At 74.6% G+C, this 24,670-nt stretch carries 18 protein-coding genes and 1 pseudogene; 13 read left to right on the forward strand and 6 right to left on the reverse strand.

Annotated features, from left to right (window positions below):
* The first annotated feature begins 34 nt into the window (after positions 1-34).
* From OO52_RS20685 to OO52_RS20700, 4 genes are read left to right on the forward strand one after another with little or no spacing between them, the layout of a single operon-like run.
* Positions 35-562: a 2Fe-2S iron-sulfur cluster-binding protein gene (locus OO52_RS20685; protein WP_030657264.1), complete on the forward strand. Its 528-nt coding sequence runs from the start codon at positions 35-37 to the stop codon at positions 560-562.
* Positions 563-1,558: an FAD binding domain-containing protein gene (locus OO52_RS20690; RefSeq protein ID WP_030657267.1), complete on the forward strand. Its 996-nt coding sequence runs from the start codon at positions 563-565 to the stop codon at positions 1,556-1,558.
* A gap of 22 nt (positions 1,559-1,580) precedes the next feature.
* A complete protein-coding gene (locus OO52_RS20695) occupies positions 1,581-3,674 on the forward strand; it encodes a xanthine dehydrogenase family protein molybdopterin-binding subunit (RefSeq protein ID WP_030657269.1) in 2,094 nt (697 codons plus the stop codon).
* Positions 3,671-6,094, forward strand: a complete 2,424-nt coding sequence (locus OO52_RS20700; RefSeq protein ID WP_030657271.1) for a glycoside hydrolase family 65 protein — start codon at positions 3,671-3,673, stop codon at positions 6,092-6,094. The genes OO52_RS20695 and OO52_RS20700 overlap by 4 nt, the downstream gene beginning before the upstream one ends.
* Before the next feature lie 71 nt (positions 6,095-6,165).
* Here OO52_RS20700 and OO52_RS20705 read toward each other — a convergent pair whose 3' ends face one another.
* A complete protein-coding gene (locus OO52_RS20705) occupies positions 6,166-7,209 on the reverse strand; it encodes a bifunctional class I SAM-dependent methyltransferase/NUDIX hydrolase (RefSeq protein WP_030657275.1) in 1,044 nt (347 codons plus the stop codon).
* Between the two features lie 144 nt (positions 7,210-7,353).
* Here OO52_RS20705 and OO52_RS20710 point away from each other — a divergent pair, with 144 nt between their 5' ends.
* Together OO52_RS20710 and OO52_RS20715 are read left to right on the forward strand one after the other, a co-directional pair.
* Positions 7,354-8,163 (forward strand): LytR/AlgR family response regulator transcription factor, encoded by an 810-nt coding sequence (locus OO52_RS20710; RefSeq protein WP_030657277.1) that lies wholly within the window; start codon positions 7,354-7,356, stop codon positions 8,161-8,163.
* Between the two features lie 56 nt (positions 8,164-8,219).
* Positions 8,220-8,720, forward strand: a complete 501-nt coding sequence (locus OO52_RS20715; protein ID WP_030987460.1) for an SRPBCC domain-containing protein — start codon at positions 8,220-8,222, stop codon at positions 8,718-8,720.
* A 134-nt stretch (positions 8,721-8,854) separates the two neighbouring features.
* Here the strand turns inward: OO52_RS20715 and OO52_RS20720 are convergent.
* Positions 8,855-9,838 (reverse strand): annotated as a pseudogene (locus OO52_RS20720) (winged helix DNA-binding domain-containing protein); the annotation flags it as partial.
* Positions 9,839-10,104: 266 nt separating this feature from the next.
* Between OO52_RS20720 and OO52_RS20725 the strand changes: the two are divergent.
* The 3 genes from OO52_RS20725 to OO52_RS20735 all read left to right on the forward strand — a co-directional run bounded on the left by OO52_RS20725 (position 10,105) and on the right by OO52_RS20735 (position 12,205).
* The gene (locus OO52_RS20725; protein ID WP_030657280.1) at positions 10,105-10,761 is read left to right on the forward strand and encodes an isochorismatase family cysteine hydrolase; all 657 of its coding nucleotides are present in this window, start codon (positions 10,105-10,107) and stop codon (positions 10,759-10,761) included.
* Positions 10,758-11,516: an SDR family oxidoreductase gene (locus OO52_RS20730; protein ID WP_030657283.1), complete on the forward strand. Its 759-nt coding sequence runs from the start codon at positions 10,758-10,760 to the stop codon at positions 11,514-11,516. The genes OO52_RS20725 and OO52_RS20730 overlap by 4 nt, the downstream gene beginning before the upstream one ends.
* A gap of 71 nt (positions 11,517-11,587) precedes the next feature.
* Complete coding sequence (locus OO52_RS20735) at positions 11,588-12,205, forward strand: VOC family protein (protein ID WP_030657285.1); 618 nt, start codon at positions 11,588-11,590, stop codon at positions 12,203-12,205.
* Between the two features lie 56 nt (positions 12,206-12,261).
* On the opposite strand, the gene OO52_RS20740 is transcribed toward OO52_RS20735, so the two are convergent.
* Positions 12,262-13,167 carry an NmrA family NAD(P)-binding protein gene (locus OO52_RS20740; RefSeq protein WP_030657288.1) on the reverse strand — a complete coding sequence of 302 codons (906 nt, stop codon included), beginning with the start codon at positions 13,165-13,167 and terminating at the stop codon, positions 12,262-12,264.
* 226 nt (positions 13,168-13,393) lie between these two features.
* Here OO52_RS20740 and OO52_RS20745 point away from each other — a divergent pair, with 226 nt between their 5' ends.
* The 3 genes from OO52_RS20745 to OO52_RS20755 all read left to right on the forward strand — a co-directional run bounded on the left by OO52_RS20745 (position 13,394) and on the right by OO52_RS20755 (position 15,166).
* Positions 13,394-13,846 carry a MarR family winged helix-turn-helix transcriptional regulator gene (locus OO52_RS20745; protein WP_030657291.1) on the forward strand — a complete coding sequence of 151 codons (453 nt, stop codon included), beginning with the start codon at positions 13,394-13,396 and terminating at the stop codon, positions 13,844-13,846.
* A gap of 17 nt (positions 13,847-13,863) precedes the next feature.
* Positions 13,864-14,607, forward strand: coding sequence for an SDR family oxidoreductase (locus tag OO52_RS20750; protein WP_030657292.1), 744 nt, complete (start codon positions 13,864-13,866; stop codon positions 14,605-14,607).
* A gap of 64 nt (positions 14,608-14,671) precedes the next feature.
* Positions 14,672-15,166: a hypothetical protein gene (locus OO52_RS20755; protein WP_158712533.1), complete on the forward strand. Its 495-nt coding sequence runs from the start codon at positions 14,672-14,674 to the stop codon at positions 15,164-15,166.
* 223 nt (positions 15,167-15,389) lie between these two features.
* On the opposite strand, the gene OO52_RS46110 is transcribed toward OO52_RS20755, so the two are convergent.
* Positions 15,390-15,710 (reverse strand): SDR family oxidoreductase, encoded by a 321-nt coding sequence (locus tag OO52_RS46110; RefSeq protein WP_030657297.1) that lies wholly within the window; start codon positions 15,708-15,710, stop codon positions 15,390-15,392.
* Between the two features lie 400 nt (positions 15,711-16,110).
* On the opposite strand from OO52_RS46110, the gene OO52_RS20765 reads away from it, so the two are divergent.
* A complete protein-coding gene (locus OO52_RS20765; RefSeq protein WP_030657299.1) occupies positions 16,111-17,343 on the forward strand; it encodes a cytochrome P450 in 1,233 nt (410 codons plus the stop codon).
* 76 nt (positions 17,344-17,419) lie between these two features.
* Here OO52_RS20765 and OO52_RS52800 read toward each other — a convergent pair whose 3' ends face one another.
* Entirely contained in the window at positions 17,420-20,755 is a 3,336-nt protein-coding gene (locus tag OO52_RS52800) for a type I polyketide synthase (protein WP_030657301.1), read from the reverse strand.
* A gap of 157 nt (positions 20,756-20,912) precedes the next feature.
* The coding region (locus OO52_RS20775) for an SDR family NAD(P)-dependent oxidoreductase (RefSeq protein WP_037670818.1) at positions 20,913-24,670 on the reverse strand (3,758 nt) is incomplete at its 5' end.

The raw sequence follows: 24,670 nt of genomic DNA on the forward strand, positions 1-24,670 counted from the left end.
GCTCCACCGTCCGTCCGGAAGGTCATCCCCCGCCATGACCAGCGCATCCCACCACTCCGAGGTCACCCTCCGGGTCAACGGCAAACCCCACACCCTGCGCGTCGACCACCGGCGCGTCCTGCTGGACCTGCTGCGTGAGGACCTGGACCTCACCGGCTCCAAGAAGGGCTGCGACCACGGCCAGTGCGGTGCCTGCACCGTGCTGGTCGACGGGCGCCGCCTCAACAGCTGTCTGCTGCTCGCCGTGACCCTCGACGGCAGCGAGGTCACCACCGTCGAGGGCCTGGGCGGCGACCGCGAGGAGCCGCACCCGCTCCAGCGGGCCTTCCTGGACCGCGACGCCTTCCAGTGCGGCTACTGCACCCCCGGCCAGCTCTGCTCCGCGGTGGGCATGCTCGCCGAGGCCGCGGCCGGCCACCCCTCCCACGTCACCGACCCGGCGGCCCCCACCGAGGGGCCCGTGCCGCTGGACCGGCCCGAGATCCGCGAACGGATGAGCGGCAACCTGTGCCGCTGCGGCGCCTACCCGCGCATCGTCGAGGCGATCGAGGACGTGATCTGAGTGAACGGCTTCGGATACCTCAGGCCGGCCAGCGTCCAGGAGGCCGTCGAGGCCTACGCCGCCCAGCCCGGCGCCCGCTATCTGGCCGGCGGCACCAACCTGGTCGACCTGCTGAAACTCGGTGTCGAGCGGCCCGCCCTCCTCATCGACATCGGCCGGCTGCCGCTGGACGGCATCCAGGAGCTGCCCGACGGCTCCCTGCGCGTCGGCGCCACCGTCCGCAACAGCGACCTCGCCGCCGACCCGCGCGTCCGGACGCGCTGGCCGGCCCTGTCCCAGGCACTCCTCGCCGGAGCCTCCGCACAGCTGCGCAACGCGGCCACCACCGGCGGCAACCTGCTCCAGCGCACCCGCTGCCCCTACTTCCAGGACCTGGGCAAACCCTGCAACAAACGGGAGCCGGGCAGCGGCTGCGGCGCCCGGGACGGCGTCCACCGCGACCACGCCGTCCTCGGCCACTCCGCGCAGTGCATCGCCACGCACCCCTCCGACATGGCCGTCGCCCTCGCCGCCCTCGACGCCCAGGTCGAGCTGTACGGCACCGACGGCACCCGGCGCCTGCCGGTGGCCGACTTCCACCGGCTGCCCGGCGAGCATCCCGAGCGGGACACCTGGATCCGCCCCGGCGAACTGATCACCGGCGTGCTTCTCCCGGCCGCCACCGCCGGTGCTCCGTCCGCCTACCGCAAGGCCCGCGACCGGGCGTCGTACGCCTTCGCGCTCGCCTCCGTGGCCGTCGTGCTGCGGGTCGCGGACGGTGTCGTCGACCAGGTCGGCGTCGCCTTCGGCGGGCTCGCCCACCGGCCCTGGCGGGCCCGGCACACCGAGCTTGCCCTGCTGGGCGCCCACGCCACCCCGCCCGCCTTCGAAGGGGCCGTGGCCCTCGAACTGGCGCACGCCGAGCCGCTGCGGGACAACGCCTACAAGGTGTCCCTCGCCCGCAACCTCGCCCTGGACGTCCTGAACCGTCTCGCCCCGGCCCCGGCAGTGGCCTGACCCTCACAAGACCGGAGGACCCATGACCGGCACGACCGGCTCCGCCCTGGGCGCCCCCGCCGAGCGCCGGGAAGGACGCCAGAAGGTCACCGGCGCCGCCCGCTACGCCGCCGAGTACACCCTGCCCGGCCGCGTCCACGCCTGGCCCGTGCCCGCCGCGGTCGCCCGGGGCCGGGTCACCGCCGTCGACACCTCGGCCGCCCTCGCCCTGCCCGGCGTCCTCGCCGTCCTCACCCCTTTCGACGCGCCCCGGCTCGCCGAACCCGAGGACGCGACGCTCGCCGTGCTCCAGAACCCGGACGTGCCGCACCGGGGCTGGTGCGTGGCCCTGGCGGTCGCCGAGACCCTGGAGACCGCCCGCGCCGCCGCCCACGCCGTCCGGGTCACGTACGCCACCGCACCCCACGACACCGGGCCCGTCGAGGGCCACCCGGGCGCCTACGACCCGGACGACGCGGGCGGGCAGCCCGGCCGCGTCGAGCACGGCGATCCCGAGGCCGCCTTCGCCGCGGCCGAGGTCCGCGTCGACGTCACCTACCGGGTGCCGCCGCTGCACAACCACCCGATGGAGCCGCACACCAGCACGGCCCACTGGGACGGCGACCGGCTCACCGCGTACACCTCCAGCCAGGGCGGCACGACCGTACGGTCCGTGCTCGCCCAGCTCTTCCGGCTGCCCGAGGAGCGGATCACCGTCGTCGCCGAGCACGTCGGCGGCGGTTTCGGCTCCAAGGGGACCCCGCGTCCGGACGTCGTCCTCGCCGCGCTGGCCGCCCGGCACACGGGCCGGCCCGTCACCGTGGCCTACCCCCGCCGGTACCTGCCCACCGTCGTCGGCCACCGCGCCCCGACCGTGCAGCGGCTGCGGCTCGGCGCGGACCCGGACGGCCGGCTCACCGCCGTGCTGCACGACGTCACCACGCACACCTCCCGCGTGAAGGAGTTCGTGGAATACGCCGGGGTGGTCTCCCGCGTCATGTACGCCACCCCCAACCTGCGCAGCGCCCACCACGTGGTGCCGCTGGACGTGCCCAGCCCCTCCTGGATGCGGGCGCCCGGCGAGGCACCTGGCATGTACGCCCTGGAGTCCGCCATGGACGAACTGGCCGACGCGCTCCGCGTGGACCCGGTGGAGCTGCGCGCGCGCAACGAACCGGAGCGGGAACCGGGCAGCGGCAAGCCGTTCAGCAGCCGGCACGTCGTGGAGTGCCTGCGCGAGGGCGCCCGCCGCTTCGGCTGGGCCGGCCGCGACCCGCGGCCCGGCGTCCGCCGCGAGGGCCCGCTGCTCATCGGCACCGGCGTGGCCGCCGCCACCTACCCCGTGCAGGTCGCCCCGTCCACCGCCACCGCCGAGGCCCGCCCCGACGGCACCTTCGTCATACGGGTCAACGCGGCGGACATCGGCACCGGCGCCCGTACCGTCCTCGCCCAGATCGCCGCCGACGCCCTCGGCGTGCCCCTGGAGCGGGTGCGCACCGAGGTCGGCCACAGCGATCTGCCGCCGGCCCCGCTGGCCGGGGGCTCCATGGGCACCGCCTCCTGGGGCTGGGCGGTGCACGAGGCGTGCACCCGGCTCGCCGCGGACCCCTCCCCGCCGTCCGGCGAGCGCCACATCGTCCGCGCCGACACCACCGGGACGGCCGACGCCGAAAGCCCTTACGCGCGGCACGCGTTCGGCGCGCACTTCGCCGAGGTCGCCGTCGACACCGTCACCGGCGAGATCCGGGTGCGCCGGCTGCTCGGCATCTTCGCCGCCGGGCGGATCCTCAACGCCCGTACCGCACGCTCCCAGTTCACCGGCGCCATGGTCATGGGCCTCGGCATGGCCCTCACCGAACACAGCACCCTGGACCCGGCGTTCGGCGACTTCCCCGAGGCCGACCTCGCCTCCTACCACGTGCCCGTCCACGCCGACGTCCCCGCCATCGAGGCCGACTGGATCGACGAACACGACACCCACCTCAACCCCATGGGCAGCAAGGGCATCGGCGAGATCGGCATCGTCGGCACCGCCGCCGCCCTCGGCAACGCCGTCCACCACGCCACCGGCATCCGCTTCCGCACCCTCCCCCTCACCCCCGACCGGATCCTCGCCGGCCTGCTGTCCGAGGGGTGACGGTGACGGGACCCGCGTGGGAACACCCCTGGGAGTACCCATGGGAGTACCTCTGGGAGCACGTCTGGGAGTACGACGGCTACCGGCCCGCGGAGGAACGCCTGCGGGAGTCCCTGTGCACCCTCGGCAACGGCTACTTCGCCACGCGCGGGGCGCTGCCCGAGTGCACCGCGGACGACGTGCACTACCCGGGAACCTACGCGGCCGGCTGCTACAACCGGCTCACCTCCGAGGTCGCCGGGCGCCGGATCGAGAACGAGGACATGGTCAACCTGCCCAACTGGCTGCCGCTGCGCTTCCGGCCCGCCGGCGGGGACTGGCTCACCCCGGACACCGTGCCCGTCACCGAGCACCACCAGGTGCTCCACCTCGATCCCGGCCTGCTGGAACGCCGCACCCGCTACCCGATCGGCCCCGACGCCACCCTCCTCGTCCGGCAGGTACGCCTGGTCCACCTGGCCGACCCCCATCTCGCCGCGCTGCGCACCGAGTTCACCACCGAGGGCTGCGCCGTCGAGCTGGACGTCGAGGCCGCGCTCGACGGGCGCGTCACCAACTCCGGCGTCGCCCGCTACCGGGACCTGGACGGCCGGCACCTCAGCCACATCGAGGTCGGCACCAGCGCAGCCGGCACGGTCTGGCTGCGCTGCCGCACCCGGACCTCCGGCATCGGCTTCGGACTGGCCGCCCGGCTGACCGCCGGGGTGCCGGTGACCCACGCCAACGAGGCCCACCGCGCCGTCCAGCGGCTCCAGCTGTCCCTGCCGCCCGGCCGGACCGTCACCGTCGACAAGACCGTCGCCCTTCACACCTCCCGCGACCCGGCCATCAGCGACCCGCTGCGCGCGGCCGTGGACCGGGTCGGTGACGCCCCCGGCTTCGACGAACTGCGCGAGACCCACCGCGCGACCTGGGAGCAGCTGTGGCGGCGCACCGCGCTCGACGTGCCCGGCGAGGCGGGCAGCATCCTGCGCCTGCACCTGTTCCACGTGCTCCAGACCCTCTCGCCGCACACCGCCGACCTGGACGTCGGCGTCCCCGCCCGCGGCCTGCACGGCGAGGCCTACCGGGGCCACGTCTTCTGGGACGAACTCTTCGTCCTGCCCTACCTCAACCTCCACCTCCCCGAGGTCTCCCGCGCCCTGCTCCGCTACCGCCACCGCCGCCTGGACGCGGCCTGCCACGCGGCCCGCGAAATCGGCCGGTGGGGCGCGCTCTACCCCTGGCAGAGCGGCAGCGACGGCCGCGAGGAGACCCAGCAACTGCACCTCAACCCGCGCTCCGGCCGCTGGCTGCCGGACCACTCCCGGCTCCAGCACCACGTCGGCTCGGCCGTGGCCTACAACGTCTGGCAGTACTGCGAGGCGACCGGTGACATCGAGTTCCGGCACGGCGAGGGCGCCGAGGTGCTCCTCCAGGTCGCCCGCTTCTGGGGGCAGTCGGCGACCTGGGACGACCACCTCGGCCGGTACCGCATCCGGGGCGTGGTCGGCCCCGACGAGTACCACGACGCCTACCCCGGCGCGGCCCGGCCCGGCCTGGACGACAACGCGTACACCAACGTCACCGCCGCCTGGGTGCTCACCCGTGCCCTGGAACTGCTGCACGGCCTGCCCGAGCCGCGCCGCCGGGAACTCACCGAGCTGACCGGCCTCGGCGAGGACGAACCGGCCCGCTGGACGGAGGTCTCCCGCCGCCTGCACATCCCCTTCCACGACGGGGTGATCAGCCAGTTCGACGGCTACGGCGACCTCGCCGAACTGGACTGGGCGGGCTACCGCGGGCGGTACGCCGACATCCGGCGCCTGGACCGCATCCTGGAGGCGGAGGGCGACACCGTCAACCGCTACAAGGCGTCCAAACAGGCCGACGTGCTGATGCTCGGCTACCTGTTCCCGCCGCCCGAACTCCGCTTCCTGTTCCAGCAGTTGGGGTACCACCTGGACGAGCACACCTGGCTCGCGACCGTGGACCACTACCTGCACCGCACCAGTCACGGCTCCACCCTCAGCGGCCTGGTCCACGGGTGGATCCTGGCCCGCGCCCGCCGCTCCGACGCCTGGAGCTTCGTCCAGGAGGCGCTGCGCGGCGACATCGCCGACCTCCAGGGCGGCACCACCGGCGAGGGCATCCACCTCGGCGCGATGGCCGGCACGCTCGACCTCGTCCAGCGGGGACTGACCGGCCTGGAGGCCCGCGGCGGCGGCCTGAGCCTCGACCCGGTCCCGCTGCCCGAGCTGTCCTCCTACGGCTTCGGCATCCGCTACCGCGGCCACTGGGGCGTCCGGCTGCGCCTGCGCAGCGGCCTGCTGGAGATTGCCGTACCGGACTCCGACCGCTCACCCATCGACGTCCGCCTGCGCGACCGCGTGGTACCGGTGGGGCCGGGGGACACGGCCCGGCTGGTGCTGCCGGACTGAGGCGCGCGGCCTGGGCGACCGCGTGCCGGCGCGTCGGAGACGGTCGTGGGGCCCGCGTGCCGGGCGGGGACTCAGCCCTGGGCGACCGGGTACCGGTGCACCGGTGGCAGGCCGGGCAGCAGGCCCGGCCACACCGTGTCCAGGACGTGCGCGCTCGGCGTGAACAGCGGTTGGGCGAGGCCGGGGAGGTCGGCGGGCTCGTGCCACTCCCAGCGGCGGATCAGCCGTGGTTCGGTGACGGCCGGCTCGCCGGTGAACGCCGTGACCTGGACGGCGGCCGTCACCCGGGGCATGCCGTCCACGGAGTCCATCAGGACCGCCCGCACCCGCGCGCCGGCGGGATCGGCCTGGAGGGACGTCTCCTCCTCCAGTTCCCGCACGGCCGCCGCGGCGAAGTCCTCGCCCGGCTCGTTCTTGCCGCCGGGCAACTCCCAGACGCCCCGCACCGACCAGCCCAGCAGCACCCGCCCCACCGCATCCGTGACGACGACACCGGCACCGGTCAGGGCGTGCGGAGCGGGCCGGCCCTTGCCGGCGCAGACCAGCTCGGCGGGAGCGGGGCCGCGCAGGACGAGCAGGGCCAGGCCGTCCGCGTCGTACCGCCCGGCGGACTCCCAGCCCGCGCACAGCGACCCGATCTCCTCCTCGTCCAGGGCCACGCCCCGCTCCCGCTCCGGTACGGCGTCCACGACCGGGGTGATCACGCACAGTGCGCCGCCGGGACGCAGCCGCTCCCGCAGCCGGCCGAGCACCCGGGTGCGGTCGCGGACGAACGCCCAGCCGAGCCGGACGGTGATCAGGTCGTAGGCGGCGTGGGGGAGCCGGTCGAGGCTGTCGCGTTCGATGTCCAGCCGCAGGTACGTCACCCCGGTCCCGCCGGCGCCGCGGGCCTCGGCGAGCGCGACGGCGGACCGGTCCACGGCGTCCACCCGGTACCCGGACCCGGCCAGGTGCCGGGCGAGCTCGCCGAGCCCGCAGCCCACGTCCAGGCAGCGCCCGCCCGCCGGCGCCGGCACGTGCTCGGCGAGCAGCCGGCGCTCGGCGGGGCCCAGGGGCCGGAACCGGCCGCCGCGCGCATAGTGCGCGTCCCACTCCTCGGGCTTCAGCTGTGCCACCGGGCCTCCTCATGACGGTCGATACGCGGACAAGGGGATCATGGCCTGGTCACGGCCGGGACACACCGCGGTCCGCGATCTCGACGGCGCCCCCCGGCGGGACCACCATGGGAGAGCGGTCGAGGACGAGAGGAGCCGCCGCACATGAGGGTGACCGACGCGCCCTTGCGCGTCTTGGCCGTGGACGACGAGGAACCCGCGCTCGAAGAACTGGTCTACCTGCTGGGGGAGGACCCGCGGGTCGGCACCGCCGTGCCCGCCCTGGAGGCCACCGAGGCGCTGCGCCGGCTCAGCCGGGCCATGGCGGACGGCCCGGACGGCACGGAGAACTTCGACGTCGTCTTCCTCGACATCGACATGCCCGGCCTCAGCGGCCTCGAACTGGCCCGGCTGCTGGGCGGGTTCGCCGCCCCGCCGCTCGTCGTCTTCGTCACCGCCCACGAGGACTTCGCCGTGCGCGCCTTCGACCTCAAGGCGGTGGACTACCTGCTCAAGCCGCTCCGCAAGGAACGCTTCGCCGAGGCCGTACGGCGGGTCGCCGAGCTGGTCCGGGCCGGGCAGGGCCCCCGCCCGGCCGCCCCCCTGCCGCCCGCACCCGCGGCCCCCGCCCTCGGTGACCAGGTGCCCGTGGAACTGGGCGGGGTGACCCGGTTCGTGCCCCTCGCCGACATCACGCATGTCGAGGCGCAGGGCGACTACGCGCGGCTGCACACCGGCCAGGGCAGCCACCTGGTGCGGATACCGCTGTCCACCCTGGAGGAGCAGTGGCGCTCGCGCGGCTTCGTCCGGATCCACCGCAGCCGGCTCGTCGCCCTCGGCCGGATCGAGGAACTCCGCCTGGACGGCGGCAACGTGAGCGTACGGATCGGCGACCGGGTGCTCGCGGTCAGCCGCCGCAACGCCCGCGAGCTCCGCGACCTGCTGGCGGGCCGCGCGACGGGCCGGATGCGCTGAGGGCGGTGCCCGAAGGTGCCGTCGCCCGTGGCCGTCGTGCGTGTTAGGTTCGTCGAATGAGCGCCCAACACGGCTCGTTCTGCCTTGACTTGGACTTCACGGTGCCCCGGTCCGAGGTCTTCCGCGGCTTCGCCGACGCGTCCCTGCGGCGCCGCTGGTTCCGCCTCCCCGGAGGCTCCTCGACCGCCCGGCACGAACTGGACTTCCGGGTCGGCGCGGGAGAGAGCGCCCGCAACGTCTTCGTCTCCGGCGACACCGAGGAGCACCTCGCCTACCGCTCCCGGTTCCTGGACATCGTGCCGGACACCCGGATCGTCTACGTCTACGAGGCCGAGGTCGACGGCAGCCGCCGCTGGATCTCCCTCGTCACCGTCGAACTCGCCGACGAGCCGGCGGGTTCCCGCCTGACCTGGACCGAGCAGTACACCTGGCTCGTGCCCACCGGAGACGGCAGCCAGGACGCCGCCCACCTCCGCGGCGGCACGCGCCTCCTGCTCAACGGCCTGTCCACGGTCGTGAACCCCGACCGCCACCGCGGCCTGCGCGTTCCGTCCTGAAGACCCGGTGCCGGGTCATGCGACCGGTGCCACCACCACGTCCCGCTTGTCGATGTCCGGGTCGGTGAACTCCAGCACCGCTCGGCCTCGGCACCCAGCTTCCGCACGGCCTCGGCGGGCAGGCGCTCGAACGGGGTCAGGGTGAGGGTCACCGCCGTCCTGCGCCGGGTCGTGGCCCAGGTGCCGGCGACGAACCCGTCCCACAGGAAGGACGCCGGCACCCGCAGGTTCCTGGTGATCAGCCGGGGCCGGTACTCGGTACCGACGATCCGGCTCCGGTCCTTGTGGGCGAGGACCAGACTGTCGAACTCCGGCAGCAGGCGGACCGGCGCCGGCGTGTCCGGGTCGGGGCGCGGCGCGTCGGGGAGGTCGTAGACCACCTGGCCGTCCTCGGTGGTGAACGCGCGCAGCTCCGGGGCGAGCCGTTCGAACACGTCCGCCGCCTTCAGCCAGCCGAACTCGCGCAGGTCGGCGGGGCCGGCCGGGCCGTAGGCGGCCAGGTAGCGGCGGACGAAGTCCTCCGCCGAGCTCTGTCCGGCCGGCTCCGCGCCGAGCCAGGAGCCGGCCATGGTCACCTCGCTGGAGGCGGGGAATGCCCACCGGTGCGCCGTCGGCACCATGACCAGCGGCAGGTTCATGCGCACGCAGTACCCGAGTGCCCGGTCACTGGCGCCCGGGAACTCGCGCAGCATCCGCTCCCGGATGGCGGCGAAGTCCAGCGGACCGTCGTCGAGGACGCCACGGGCGACGGCCACCAGGCGCTCCCGGTCGATCTCCGGGCCGGGGATCCGCTTGGTGACACCGGCCGCCGCGGCCACCAGGGAGGGCTCCACCAGCGCGCGGAAGGCCAGGTAGTCGCGGGCGCTGAGCAGGTGCAAGGTGGCCCGGACGTAGGTGGCCCGGACCACCTCGCGCTTGTCCAGGGCCGTGCGCAGGTCGTCGGCGCCGAAGCCGGCCAGCCGGTTCCACAGGGCGAGGAACGGCGAACTCGGCTGCTGGGCCTGCAGGGCGAGCAGGCGTTCCACGGCGTCCGCGACGGACGTCCGCGCCCGCTCCAGCAGCAACTGCCGGGCCAGGGTGGCCCGGTTCAGTGCGCGACGGCTCAGGACGTCGGTCATGTCGCTCCTCGGGTCGGTCACGTTCCCGACGTCACGCTAGAGCACGGGTGCGCTGTCAGGGGAGCCCGCCGCCGGTGACGGAGCGTACCGGGGCGGCTCCCCTGCGGCCGGCCTCCCGCGGTCGGCATCGCCCCCGGTCGGGCTCGCCCGGCCCGTCGGCGCGGATGCCGTTCGACGGGACGAGTGACAGACTGAGGATTCCGAGCCGGAGGCCCGCGGCAGCCGGCTCCGGGTCTGCCCGTGCGCCGGCCGGATGGGAACTGGCCATGACCTCTGAGACCTCCGAAGCGCTGTACTCCCCGGACCGAACCGCCCTTCTGATCGTCGACCCGTACAACGACTTCCTCTCCGAGGGCGGCAAGCTGTGGCCGCGGGGGAAGGAAGTGGCGGAAGGCGTCGGCCTGCTCGACCACATGCGCACCATGCTCGCCACGGCCCGCGTCCGGGGCTTCCGCGTCTTCATCGTGCCCCATCACCAGACGACGCCGAACGACTACGTCACGTGGGACCACCCGTCCCCGGCCCAGCGACGCGTCATGGAACAGCAGATCTTCGCCGCGGGTAGCTGGGGAGCCGAGTGGCACCCCGACCTCCGGCCCCGCGAGGACGAGTTCGTCACGCGCCAGCACTGGGCGTCGAGCGGTTTCGCGAACACGGACCTGGACTTCCTGCTCAAGCAGCACCACATCCGGAACGTCGTGCTCATCGGCATGCGGGCCAACACCTGCGTGGACACCACCGCACGCTTCGGCCAGGAGCTGGGCTACCACGTGACCCTGGTCCGTGACGCCATCGCCGCCTTCAGCTGGGAGGAGATGACGGCGACGTTCGACGTCAACGCGCCTCTGTACGCCCACGCCGTCCTCACCACGGACGAGTTCGTCGACGTCGTGAACGGCCGGGACGGCGGTGCCACGCCGTGAGCGCGACCGAGGCAGGCGCCGGCGGAGCGCGCGCGGGACTGGCCGGGCAGACGGTCGTGGTGGTGGGAGGCAGCTCGGGCATCGGCCTGGAGACCGCACGCCAGGTGCGTGCGGCCGGCGGCGAGCTGGTGCTCGTGGCGCGCGACGCCGAACGTCTGCGGCGGGCGGCGGACGAGCTGGACCCGCGGGGCACCGCCGCGTTCGACGCCCGGGACACCGTCCGTCTGGAGCGGTTCCTCGGTGAGTTGCCCGGGCAGGTCGACCATGTGATGGTCACGGCGGGCAGCCCGGCGTACACCCCCCTCGCCGAACTCGACCTGACCGACGCGGGGCGGGACTTCGGCGGGCGCATCGCGATGCTGCTCGCGGTGGCACGGGCGAGCCGGGAGAAGGTCAGGGCCGGGGGGACGCTGTTGTTCATCGGCGGCACCGGCGGTCGCCGGCCCGCCGCCGGGATGGCCGTGACGGGCGCCCTCACCGCCGCGCTGCCCGCGCTCACCGCCAACCTGGCACTGGAGGTCGCCCCGGTCCGGGTCAACCTGATCGCGGCCGGGTTCGTGGACACCCCGCTGTCCGCCTCCCTCCTCGGTGACCGACTGGAGGCCCGCCGCGAGGAGTTGAGAAGGACACTGCCCATCGGCCGGGTGGTCGGACCGGCGGACGTCGCCGCCCTCGCACTGCACATCATGACCAACGGCGCCCTCACCGGCGCCACGTACGACATCGACGGCGGCCAGCAGTTCGTGGCCCACTGACCGCGGGCGTGCGCGCCGGCGAACAACTCCGCCAGGCCCGATATCCCCCTTTGAGACGGAAGGCCCAAGCCATGGACATGAAACTGGAGCTCGTCGTGGTGCCGGTGTCCGACGTCGACCGCGCCAAGGACTTCTACACCGCACTCGGCTGGAGGCTCGACGCGGACTTCGCCCCCGAGGAGGACTTCCGGGTGGTGCAGGTGACCCCGCCGGGTTCCCCGGCGTCGGTCATCTTCGGTTCATCCGTCACCGACCGGCCCCCGGGCTCCGCCCACGGCCTGTACCTGATCGTCGACGACATCGAGGCCGCCCACGAGGAACTGACGCGAGGCGGCGCCGACCCGAGCGAGGTCTTCCACGACGCCGGCGGGATCTTCCACCACGCCGGCACCGAGGCCCGGGTGCCCGGCCCCGACCCGGACCGCGGCAGCTACGGCTCCTACCTGACCTTCGACGACCCGGACGGCAACGGCTGGTTCCTGCAGGAGATCACCACCCGGCTCCCGGGGCGGCTGGACCCCGCGACCACCTCCTTCGCCTCGGCCGACGACCTGGCGAGCGCCCTGCGGCGGGCCGCGGCGGCGCACGGCGAGCACGAGGCGCGCATCGGCGCGGACGACCCGGACTGGCCCGACTGGTACGCGCGGTACATGGTCAGCGAGCAGGCCGGCACGGAACCGCCCTCCTGAACCGGCTGCCGGCGGGGGTGGGGCTCCCTCCGGCGGCGAGCCGCACGAGGCATCCCTCAGCCCAGGTAGAAGTCCCTGCGTGCCGCCACGAACTCCTCGATCGTCCGGGCGGGGGCGCCGGTCAGACGCTCGACGTCGCCGGACGCCCGGTCGTACCGGTTCTCCCGGTGCAAACGGCACATGGTGACGATGTGCTGCTCGACGTGCGGCGGCAGGCCGATCCTGGAGAGCACCTCCTCGCGCCACCGGTCGAGCGGCACGTCCACGTACGACACCGGCCGCCCCAGCGCCTTCGAGAAGGCCTCGGCCATCTCCGTCATGTCGACGGTGCGCGGCCCGGTCAGCTCGTAGACGTGCCCCACGTGGGGCAGGGGGTCCCGCAGCACGGTCGCGACCGTCCGGGCGACGTCGTCCACGGCGATCGGCGAGGTGCGCCCCCTTCCGAACGGCAGCACGATCGTGCCGTTCTCGCGGATGGTCCGCGCCGGCAGCGTGGTGAACAGCGGGTTGTCCAGGAACGACGTCGGCCGGATGTGTACGACGGGCAGCCCGGACCAGTTCAGCACCTGCTCGGCCAGCCAGTGCAGCCGCTGCTGGTGGGACTCGGCCGTGCTGGTGGCGGTCATCTGCGACACCGTCATCTGTGACATGCCGACGAGAGCGCCCAGCTCGCCGTACTCCCGCGCGACGCTCGCCACGACGGTCGCCGCGAGCAGGTGGTCGGGCGACACGGGCATGGCGAAGTACATGCTGCCGACGCCCTCCAGGGCGGGCGCGACGGTCTCGGGGCGGGTGAGGTCACCGAGGACGACGTCCGCGCCGAGGGCGCGCACGCGCGCGGCACGGTCGTCGTCCCGGCGCACCATGACGCGCACGGGGACGTCCCGCGCCCGCAGCCTCTCGACGACACCGCGGCCCACGTCGCCCGCGCCCGTGACCAGGACGAGATCGCTCGGTGTCATCGGCAGGACACCTCCTGTACGAGGCACACAAGCCGCGCACGCATGGACGTGCGGCGGAGTCGACGGCGCCGTGGGCGCCTTTCGAGCCTACGCCCCGGCCGGAGGGGCGTCGCGGGCAGGCAGCGGAACGCCGATCGGCTCCGCACTGGGCACCGCAGCCGTTAGGCGCATATACTCGTACGCGGATGCCGGTGTCCGGAGGAGACTCCGGTGTCCGGAGGAGATCATGACCCGCCCCGAGACGGACCCCGTGGAGCTGTGCAACAACCTGGCGCTGCGCAAGGCGGCCCGGTACCTCGGCGCCACCTATGACAAGGCGCTCGCCCCGACGGGTCTGCGAGCGACGCAGTTCAGCATCCTGCAGAAGCTCAGCACCCAGGAGAAGATCACCATAACGAGCCTCGCCGAGATGATCGCCATGGACCGCACCACCCTGGCCACCAATCTCAAACCACTCGCACGCGAGGGCCTCGTCACCGTCGAACCTTCGCCGACAGACCGCCGGGCTCGTATCGTCACCCTCACCCAGGACGGCCTCACCCGGATGAAGGCGGCCCTCCCGTACTGGCGAACCGTGCAGTCCCGGTTCGAGGAGAGCTTCGGACAGGACAGGGCGGCCCGGCTCCGCGCCGCTCTCGAAGGCGTCCTCGACACCGGATTCCAGCCCTGGGCCGAGTGACAGAGGAGAGACCCACCATGCGCATCGCCGTCGCCGGGGCGACCGGGAACATCGGAGCCCGCACCGTCACCGCGCTGGAACAGGCCGGACACGAAGCCGTACGCATCAGCCGCTCACTGGGCGTGGACCTGATGACCGGGGACGGCCTGGACGCCGCCCTGACCGGCGTGGAGGCCGTCGTGGACACCACGAGTACCGAGGCCACCGACCGGGACCAGGCGGTGGCGTACCTGGGCACCACGACCCGGAACCTGCTGGCCGCCGAGGAACGCGCCGGGGTCCGTCACCACGTGCTGCTCACGATCGTCGGCGCCGATCGCGTCGAAGGCAACGCGCACTACGCCGGCAAGCGTGAGCAGGAGCGCCTCGTCGCCGCGGGCCCGGTGCCGTGGACGATCGTTCCCGCCACCCAGTTCCACGACTTCGCCGCGACCGTGACGGGCTGGACCGAGCAGGACGGCGTGGCCACGATCCCACCGCTGCTCGTCCAACCGATCGCCCCGGCGGACGTGGCCGGCATCCTCGCCGAGATCGCCACCGGCCCACCCCAGGGGCGCCACCGCGACGTCGCCGGCCCCGAGACACAGGACCTGGTGGACATGGCCCGGCGCACCAACGACGCGCGCGGCCACACGGTCAAGCTCGTGCCGACGTGGTCGTCGGTGCTGGGCCCGGAGATGGCCGGCGACGTACTCCTGCCCGGCGACGACGCCCGCATCGCGCCCACGACCTTCGACGAGTGGCTGGCGCAGCCGCGGTAACCCGGCCCCGAGCGCTGTGACCGGGCCGGGAACCGGTGCCCCCCGCCGGACGTCTCCAGTGATCATGACGTCTGACGCGTACGAGTTGATCGACGACTGGGAGTCGATATGGCAGGGCTACTTCCTCGGGGAGCACGACGAGACCCTGCTGGACTGCGTGGAGCGGCTCGACAGGGCGCGGTCCGCCCGGCCGTATGACCCGGATGTGACGGCGTTCTACACCCTGGGCCTCGTGTGGACCCACGGCCATGCGATGCACGACGCGGAACCGGAGGTGGCGCGACGGGTCGTGGCAGCCCTGACGGCCGTCGCTACGGACCCGGCCCTCGCACAGGCCGCGTGCGATCACGCGGGCCATCCGTGCGACGAGGACCTGTACACGCACCTGGAATCCTTCGAGATGCTGCTGTCGCTGCTGGCCGGGAGCTCCGACTACACGTGGGAGGACATGGACACGAAGGGCGGCGATCCCGACCCCGGATCCGGCTGGCGCTGCCCGCGCAACGTGGCGGGATTCGCGCGGACGGCCGTCGGCGAGATCGAGCGGTACCGGAAGTAGCGCCGCGTTCACGGCCCCGACGGCCGGGCGAGCGCGGTGTCGCGGGGCAGGGCGTCGGCCAATTGGGCCCGCGGACAGATGCACAGTTTCGCGAACACCTTGCCCAGGTGGTACTGGACGGTGCGCGGGCTGACCGTCCTGCCCCGCAGCGCTCCGCGTCGCGACGGGGTGGAGTCACCGCGGCGGTCCGGAGGTTGACACGGTAGGACGCACCCGCCGCTGTTCAGGGGAAGATGGTGGGGACCAGGCCACCGTCGACGCTCAGCGCCGCGCCGGTGGTGGCCGAGGCGTGTTCCGTCGCCACGTAAGTGATCAGGCTGGCCACTTCCTCCGGCCGGATCAGACGTCCCAGCAGCGAGTTCGCGGCCGGGTGGCGTGCCGCCGCGAGGAGCAGGGCCGGAGTGCCGGTTCCCGGGCCCACGGCATGCGGGTTCTCCAGTCCGAAGGCCTCGGCCGTGCGCAGCACGAACCCGGCCATCGGTTCCGGGGACACCAGGTCGTCCCGGCACTCGGAGCGCCCGAACCCCGGCAGGTCGACCGCCACCAGATGGGTGTGCCGGCCGAGCCACTCCCATTTCTGTTCGTAGGCGAGCAGGCTTTCCGGCCACGGAGCGAGCAGGAAGGCAGGGATTCGCCCCTGGTACGGCGCGCTCAGCCTCGTCCGGCCGGGACGGTGCTCGCATCCGCCACCGCACAGTCCGACTGGCCAGTCCCCGGGCGACGCCGCGCGAGCCGGCCACGGGCGCGGTACCCGGCCCACCGGCGTAGACGACCGGTCGCCGCACACCGCACGGCCGGCACCACCTCCGACGACGGACCGGTGACCGGCGGGGGCACGGGCTCGCCGGCAGGCGGGCCGTTTAGAGCCCCTTTATCGGTGCCGTCGAGAATCCGGCCCTTCGACGCAGGACCCCCGCGCGGGTCCGCAACGCCCTGGGAGCGGCATGAACGACGACGAAGTGACCGAGGAGAACGGCGACCTGCCCGGGTTCCCGATGTCGAGGGGCTGCCCGTACCACCCGCCGCCCGGCTACGCCCGCCTCGGCGAACAGGGGCCGGTGGCGCGGGCACGGCTCTACGACGGACGGGTGGCCTGGGTGGTGACCGGCTACGCCGAGACACGACGGCTTCTGGTGGACCGCCGGCTGTCCTCCGACCGGTCCCGCCCCGACTTCCCGGTGCTCGTGCCGCGCATGGCGGCGACGAAGCTGACCGCCCTGGTGGGCATGGACCCGCCGGAGCACGACGTGCAACGGCGCATGCTCATCGGGAGCTTCACGGTGCGGCGGGTCAACGCGCTGCGGCCGTCGATCCGCCGGATCGTGGACGAGCGGATCGACGCGGTGCTGGGCAAGGCCGGCGAGCAGGCGGTCGACCTGGTCCCGGAGTTCGCGCTGCCGGTGCCGTCCACCGTCATCTGCGAACTGCTCGGAGTGCCGTACGAGGACCACGAGTTCTTCGAGGAGCAGACCCGGCGGATGCTCCAGGCCACCGGAACCGCGGAACAGGCCGCCGGCGCGAGCGCCGCGCTGGTCGGCTACTTCGACGAACTGGTCGGCGTGAAGCTCGCGGGAACCGACCGCCGGCACCGGCAGGACGGGCTGCTGGACGAACTGGTCGAGGACCGGGTGCGCGGCGGCGAGCTGAGCCGGGCGGACCTGTCGGCCATCGCCATGTTCCTGCTCGTGGCCGGGCACGAGACCACGGCGAACATGATCGGGCTGAGCATCCTGACCCTGCTGGAGCACCCGGTGGAGTCGGCCCGGCTGCGCGCCGAGCCCGCCCTGCTGCCCGGCGCCGTGGAGGAGCTGCTGCGGTTCCTGTCCGTCGCCGACGAGTTGCAGCGGGTGGCGGCCGCGGACATCGAGGTAGGGGGCGTGGTGATCCGCGAGGGTGACGCCGTGTACCTGCCGAACGCGGCGGCGAACCGCTCCGCCGACGCCTTCCCGGACCCCGACACCCTCGATGTGGGCCGCAGCGCCCGCCAGCACCTGGCGTTCGGGTACGGCGTCCACCAGTGCATCGGGCAGAACCTGGCCCGGGCGGAACTGGAGATCGCCCTCGGCCGGCTGCTGACCCGGATACCGACGCTGCGGCTAGCGGAACCGGTCGAACGGCTCGGCACCAAGCCCGGAGGCTCGGTGCAGGGGATCCTGCGGCTGCCCGTCACCTGGTGAGGCACCGGCGGCAGGGGACGGCGAGGCGCGGGCGGCGGGCCACGGAGGGTTTCCGTGGCCCGCCGCCCGCGGCGTGTCAGGCGGCGGTCAGCCGTTCCTCCAGGAAGCGGACCACCGCGGCGGGCGTCGGATGGTCGAAGAGCAGCACGGGCGGCAGCAGCAGACCCGTGACCTGGCACAGCCGGTTGCGCACCTCCAGCGCGGTGAACGACGACAGGCCGATGTCCAGGAACTTGTCCTCGGGGTCGATCTGTTCCGGCGACTCATGGCCGAGGACGTCGGCGGTGTGGGCCAGGACCAGGTCGAGCAGCGCCCCGGGCCGGTCCGCGGCGGCAGCCACGACCGCCGAGGCGGTGCCGTGCTCCGCCGCCGGGTCCCGGCCGTCCACTGCCGCGTCCGTGGTGTCCGTGGTGGTGTCCGCAGGGACGGGGTGCGGCTGGGGCCGCCGGGCGTCCGCCGCATACGGGCGCACGACCTGCGCCGGCCACCAGTAGCGGCGGTGCTCGAACGGGTAGGTCGGCAAGTCGGCGGCCGGGCGCGGCCGTTCCCCGTACCAGTGCGCCCACCGCACCTCGCCGCCGGCCGTGTGCAGCCGGGACAGCGCCGTGGCGAGGGTGTCCTCCTCGGCGCGGTCCCGCACCAGCGCCGGCACGACGACGGGGGCGGCGTCGGCGGGCAGACAGGCCGGGACCAGCGGCGCGAGCACGGCGTCCGGGCCGACCTCGACATAGGCGGCCACCCCGGCCTCGTGCAGCGTGGCGACGGCCGCGCCGAACCGGACCGGGGAGCGTAGCTGGCGGGCCCAGTACTCGGGCCGGCGCAGCTCCTCGGCGTCGAGCCGCCGCCCGGTGAGGTCGGAGACCACCGGGATGACCGGCTCGGTCACCCGCAGGGTCGTCGCGAGCTGCCGCAGGGGCTCCATGGCGCCGTCCATGTGGGCCGAGTGGAACGCGTGGCTGACCCGCAGCCGGCGGGTACGGCGGCCCTGCTCGGCGAACCCGTGCGCGAGGTCCGTCACCGCCTCGGCGTCTCCCGAGACCACGGTGGCGCGGGGGCCGTTGACGGCGGCGACACCGATCACGCCTGAGTAGTCCTCGAGCAGGGCGCGCACCTCCTCCTCCGAGGCTTCCAGCGCCGCCATCGCCCCGCCGCGCGGTCCCGCGCCCATCAGCCGGCCGCGCGCGGCGACCAGGGCGCAGGCGTCCTCGACCGGCAGCGCACCGGCCGCGGCGACCGCGGTGAGCCCGCCCAGGGAGTGCCCGGTGACGAAGTCCGGCTCGGGCAGCAGCCGGCTCAGCAGCCGGAACAGGGCCAGCTCCACGGTGAACAGCGCCGGTTGGGCGTACTCGGTGCGGTCGAGCAGCGCCGCGTCCGGGCTGTCCGGCGCGGCGAACAGCAGTTCCTTGAGCGGTCGGTCCAGATGCGGCTCGAACGCCTCGCACAACTCGTCCACCGCCTGCCGGAACACCGGCCACCGGTCGTACGACTCCCGTCCCATCCCCGGGCGCTGGCTGCCCTGACCGGTGAACAGCCAGGCCGTGGAGAGCCGTTCGGCCGCGGTGCCGGACACGGCCCGGGGATGCGGGCGGCCCGCTGCCAGCGCCCGCAGCGCGGCCAGCCGTTCGTCCGCGCCGCCCGGCAGCACCACCGCGCGATGCCGGAACACCGCCCGCCCCAGTGCCAGCGTGCGGCCCACCTCGACCGGGTCGGACTCCGGGGCGGCGGCCAGATGCGCGGCCAGCCGCCCGGCCTGGGACCGCAACGCACCCGCGGTCCGCGCCGACAGCACCCACGGGGCGAGCGGACGGGCCTCGGCGGCCATGGCGTCCGCCACGGCGTCACCCGTGCTCTCCGCGCTGCCGCCTGAGGTCTCGTCCGGGGCGCCGGACGTGGTGCCCTGCGTGCCGCCGTCCGAAGTCTCGTGCGCGACGTAGGACATGCCGCCCGGCGTGCCGCCGCCCGGCGTGCCCGACGGGTTCCGCAGGGGAGCGCCCGCTTCCCGCGACGGCTCCTCCTCCGCCGTCTCCGGCGGGGCCTGCTCCAGGATGACGTGCGCGTTGGTTCCGCTGATGCCGAACGACGAGACACCGGCCCGGCGGGGGCGCCCGCGGTCCGGCCAGGGGAGCGTCTCGGCGAGCAGCCGCACCCCGCCCGCCGACCAGTCGACGTGCGGCGTTGGTTCGTCGAGGTGGAGGCTGCGGGGAAGGACCTCGTGCCGCATCGCCAGGACCGTCTTGATGACGCCGGCGACACCCGCCGCGGCCTGCGTGTGCCCGATGTTCGACTTCAGCGAGCCCACGAACAGCGGCTCGTCGTCCGGCCGCCCCTGCCCGTAGGCGGCGATCAGGGCCCGCGCCTCGATGGGGTCGCCCAACCGGGTGCCGGTGCCGTGCGCCTCCACCGCGTCGACCTGCTGCGGTGCCAGCCGGGCGTCGGCCAGCGCCTGCCGGATGACCCGTTCCTGCGTCGGGCCGTTCGGCGCGGTCAGCCCGTTGCTCGCCCCGTCCTGGTTGACCGCCGACCCGCGCAGCACGGCCAGCACCCGGTGGCCGCGCCGGCGCGCCTCGGACAGCCGCTCCAGCAGCACCAGACCGACCCCCTCGGCGAACCCCGTGCCGTCGGCGGCCGCCGCGAACGCCTTGCACCGGGCGTCCGGCGCGAGCCCCCGCTGCCTGCTGAACTCCACCAGCAGCAGCGGCGTCGCCATCACCGTGACCCCGCCCGCCAGCGCCAGGTCGCATTCACCGCGCCGCAGCGACTGGGCGGCCAGGTGCATGGCGACCAGCGACGACGAGCAGGCCGTGTCCAGCGTGACCGCCGGCCCCTCCAGACCCAGGTGGTAGGCGACCCGCCCGGACGCCACGCTGGTGGCGTTGCCCGTCATCAGGTGCCCCTCGTACCCCGCGGGCACCCGCTCGGGCGGCGGCACGTACGCCTGCGACACCACCCCCGCGAACACCCCGGTACGGCTGCCGCGCAGCGAGTCCGGGGCGATCCCGGCCCGTTCGAAGGTCTCCCACGCCACCTCCAGCAGCAGCCGCTGCTGCGGATCGGTGGCCACGGCCTCGCGCGGCCCCATGCCGAAGAACGCCGCGTCGAACCCGGCCGCGTCGTCCAGGAAACCGCCCTCACGCGTGTACGCCGTACCCGCCCGGTCGGGGTCCGGGTCGTAGAGCCCCGCCAGGTCCCAGCCCCGGTCCGCCGGGAAGTCCGACACGGCGTCACGTTCCCGCGACACCAGCTCCCACAGCTCCTCGGGAGAGCTGACCCCGCCGGGGAAGCGGCAGGCCATGGCGACGATCGCGATCGGCTCCCGCTCCCGCTCCTCCAGCTCACGGATGCGCCGGCGGGCCTGCCGCAGATCGGTGGTCGCCCGCCGCAGATAGTCCCGCAGCTTCTCCTCGTTGCTCATGCCAGTCGCACTCTCTTCTCGGTCTTCTCCGGCCCGCCTGCGCGTCGCCCGGGCGGGTTGGGCGGATGGCTCCGGCCGCGCCGAGCCGGGGCCGGGGTGGGCCGGCCGGGCCGGCGGCGACCGCCGGCGCCGGCCCCGCCGGACCACCCCGTGTGCCTCAGGTGGCGTCCAGTTCCTCGTCGAGCGCGCGGAACAGCTCCTCGTCGTCGGCGTCGGCGAAGTCCACGTCCTCCGCCCCGGCCGCAGGCGCGGTGCCGTCCCGCCCCGCCTCCTCGTCCCAGCGCCACAGGGCCGCGCGCAGCCGCTCCCTGAGCCGGGGGAACTCCGGCCCGTCGACGGTGACCGAGGCCAGCAGACGGTCCAGCTCGGCGGTGGGGTCCTCCGGCGCCAGCAGCCCGAGCAGGTGCCCGGCCAGCGCCGCCGGCGTCGGGAACTCGAAGACGAGCGTCGTCGGCAGCCGCAGCCCGGTGGCCGCGCCGACCCGGTTGCGCAGCTCGACGGAGGTCAGCGAGTCGAATCCGGTCTCCTTGAAGGCCCGTTCGGCGTCGACGCCGTCCGGTGTGCCGTGCCCGAGCACGGCGGCCACTTGCTCCCGGACCAGGGCGAGTACGGCCCGCTCGCGCTCCGGGCCGCGCAGCGCGAGCAGCCGCTCCGCGAAGCCCGCCGCCGACGCCGTACCGCCGCCCTGCGCGGCGCGGCGCACCACCGGGCCGCGCACCAGCGACCGCAGCACGGCCGGGACCCCGCCCGCCGCGGTGTCCGCCCGCAGCCCCGCCAGGTCCAGCGGTGCCGGGACGAGCAGCGGCCGGCCGGCCGCCAGTGCCGCGTCGAACAGCGCCATGCCCTCCTCCAGCGTCATCGGGACGAGACCGCCGCGGGCGATCCGGGCCCGGTCGGCCTCCGCCAGATGACCCGTCATCCCGCTCGCCGCCTCCCACATGCCCCAGGCCAGCGACGCGGCCGGCAGACCACGGCCGTGCCGGTGCGCGGCCAGCGCGTCCAGGAAGACGTTGGCGGCCGCGTAGTTCGCCTGGCCGGCACCGCCGAGGAGACCGGAGGCGGAGGAGAACAGCACGAACCACGACAGGTCCAGCCCGCGGGTCAGCTCGTGCAGGTTCCACGCCGCGTCCACCTTGGGCCGCAGCACGGAGGCGACCTTCTCCGCGGTCAGGGAGGACAGGATCCCGTCGTCCAGCACACCCGCGGCATGGACGACACCGGTCAGCGGACGCGCCGGATCGACGGACTCCAGCAGCCGGGCCAGCGCCTCCCGGTCGGCGGCGTCACAGGCCTCGATCCGCACCCGCGCGCCCAGCTCCTCCAGTTCGCTCACGAGCGCGGCGGCGCCGGGCGCCTCGGGCCCGCGCCGGCCGATGAGCAGCAGGCTGCGCACCCCGTGCCCGGTCACCAGGTGCCGGGCGAGTTCCGCCCCGAGGGTGCCGGTGCCCCCGGTGACGAGCACCGTTCCGGAGTGCTCCGGCTCCCCGGCCGCCGGCACGGTCAGCACGACCTTGCCCACCTGCCGGGCCTGCGCGAAGTACCGGAAGGCCGCCGGAGCCCGCCGTACGTCCCAGGTCGCGACCGGCAGCGGGGAGAGCACGCCCCGCTCCAACAAAGCGAGCACCGAGGCCAGCGCCTCACCGACGCGCGCCGGGTCCATCCCCAGCAGCTCGAAGGGCTGGTACGTCACCCCCGGCCGCGCCGCCTCGATCGCGGACGGCTCGCGCAGATCGGCGACGCCCATCTCCACGAACCGTCCGCCCGGCCCCAGCAGCCGCAGGGAGGCGTCGGTGAACTCGCCGGTCAGCGAGTTGAGCACCACGTCGACACCCGCGCCGTCCGTGGCCCCGCGCACCCGCTCCTCGAACCCGGTCGTGCGCGAGGACGCCAGATGCGCCTCGTCCAGCCCGAGCGCGCGCAGCGCACCCCACTTCGCCGGGCTCGCGGTGCCGAACACCTCGGCGCCCAGGTGCCGGGCGAGCTGCACCGCCGCGAGCCCCACACCGCCGGCCGCGGAGTGCACCAGCAGCCGCTCCCCGGCCCGCAGCCCGGCCAGCTCGACCAGGGCGTAGTAGGCGGTGGTGAACACCGCGGGCACGCCCGCCGCCGTCGCGAACGACCAGCCGTCCGGGACGCGCGCGAGCAGCCTCCGGTCCGCCACGGCCACCGGGCCGACAGCGCCCGGCACCAGCCCGAACACCCGGTCCCTGACGGCCAGGCCCTCGACCCCCGGACCGACCTCCAGCACGGTCCCCGCGGCCTCCGTACCCAGCGGCGCCTCGGCCGGCACCATGCCCAGGACGCTCAGCACGTCACGGAAGTTGAGCCCGGCGGCCCGCACCGCGATCCGCACCTGCCCGGCGGCCAGCGGCGCCCCGGCCCCCGGATGCGGCACGGCCCGCAGTTCGTCGGGCGACCCGCCGGGTGCCTCCAGGCGCCAGGCGGACCCGTCCCCGGGGACCACGAGGGCCTCCTCCGCGGCGACGGGCGCCAGCCGCGGCACGAGCACCCGCCCCTCGCGCAACGCCAGTTGCGGCTCGCCCGTGGCCACCGCGGCGGCCAGCGCCCCCCGGGAGGCCGGAGTGTCGTCGGTGTCCACGACGGTGACCCGTCCGGGGTGTTCGGTGGCGGCGGACCTGACCAGACCCCACAGCGGCGCCGCCACGAGGTCCGGCAGATCGCCCGGGGCGGCAGCGACGGCGCGCCGGGTGAGCACCACCACGGGCACCTGCGGCGCACCGCCCGTACCCGTGCCGCCCGGCTCGTCCGTGAGCCGTTCCCGCAGCCGCTCCAGCAGCTCCGTGACCGCCTCACGGACGGCGTCGGGGACGGTCCCCCCGGCCGTGGACCGGGCGTCCAGCACGTCGTACGCCCCTTCGGCCGCCCCGTCCCCGGTCGGCGACAGCTCGGTCCAGCCCAGCTCGTACAGCGACCGGACGGCGCCGGACGCGCGCCTCGCGGACGGCAGCCGGTCCGGGTCCACCGGCCGCAGCACCAGCGACTCGGCGACGGCCACCACGGCACCCGCCGGGTCGGCCACGGACAGCGTCACGGAGTCCTGCCCACCCGCCCCCGGGGCGACGGCGACGCGCAGCGCGGTGGCCCCGGCGGCGGCCAGGGACACCCCGCTCCAGCTGAACGGAAGCCGCACCCCCGGTCCCAGGAAGTCGCCCAGCCCCATGGCGTGCAGCGCGGAGTCCAGCAGCGCGGGGTGCAACGCGAACCGGGCGGCGTCGTCGTGGAACTGTCCCGCGAGGGCCACCTCCGCGTAGACGGTGTCACCCGACCGCCAGGCCGCCGTCAGGTTCCGGAACGCGGGCCCGTACTCGTAACCCAGCTCGGCCAGCCGGTCGTAGAGGTCCGACACCTCCAGCGGATCGGCGTCCGCCGGCGGCCAGGACGCGGGCCACCCGCCGGCCGGGACCGGGCGCGGCACCGGGTCGACGACGCCGGTCGCGTGCCGCGTCCACCCGGCCTCGGGGTCCTCCCCGTCCGGCCGCGAGTGCACCGACACCCGGCGCCTGCCGTCCTCGCCGGCGCCCTCCACCGCCACCTGCACCCGGACCGCTCCCCGCCCGGGAAGCAACAGCGGCTCCTCCAGAGTCAGTTCGTCGACCCGGTTGCCCCCGACCGTCTGCGCGGCCTGGAGCACGAACTCCAGCAGCGCGGCGCCCGGCACCAGCACGGTCCCGCCCACGGCGTGGTCGGCGAGCCAGGTCTGCGTCCGCGTCGACAGCCGCCCGCTGAGGACCACGGTGTCGCCTTCCGCGAGCGTGGTCACGGTGGACAGCACGGGGTGCTCGGTCCCGTCCAGCCCCAGGCTGCCGGCGTCACTGTGCGCCGCCGGGCCTTCCAGCCAGTAGCGGTGGTGTTGGAAGGGGTAGGTGGGGAGGTTGGTGGGGGGTGGGGTGGTGG

It is taken from the genome of Streptomyces flaveolus (genome assembly GCF_000716535.1).
GTDB classification, from domain to species: domain Bacteria; phylum Actinomycetota; class Actinomycetes; order Streptomycetales; family Streptomycetaceae; genus Streptomyces; species Streptomyces flaveolus_A.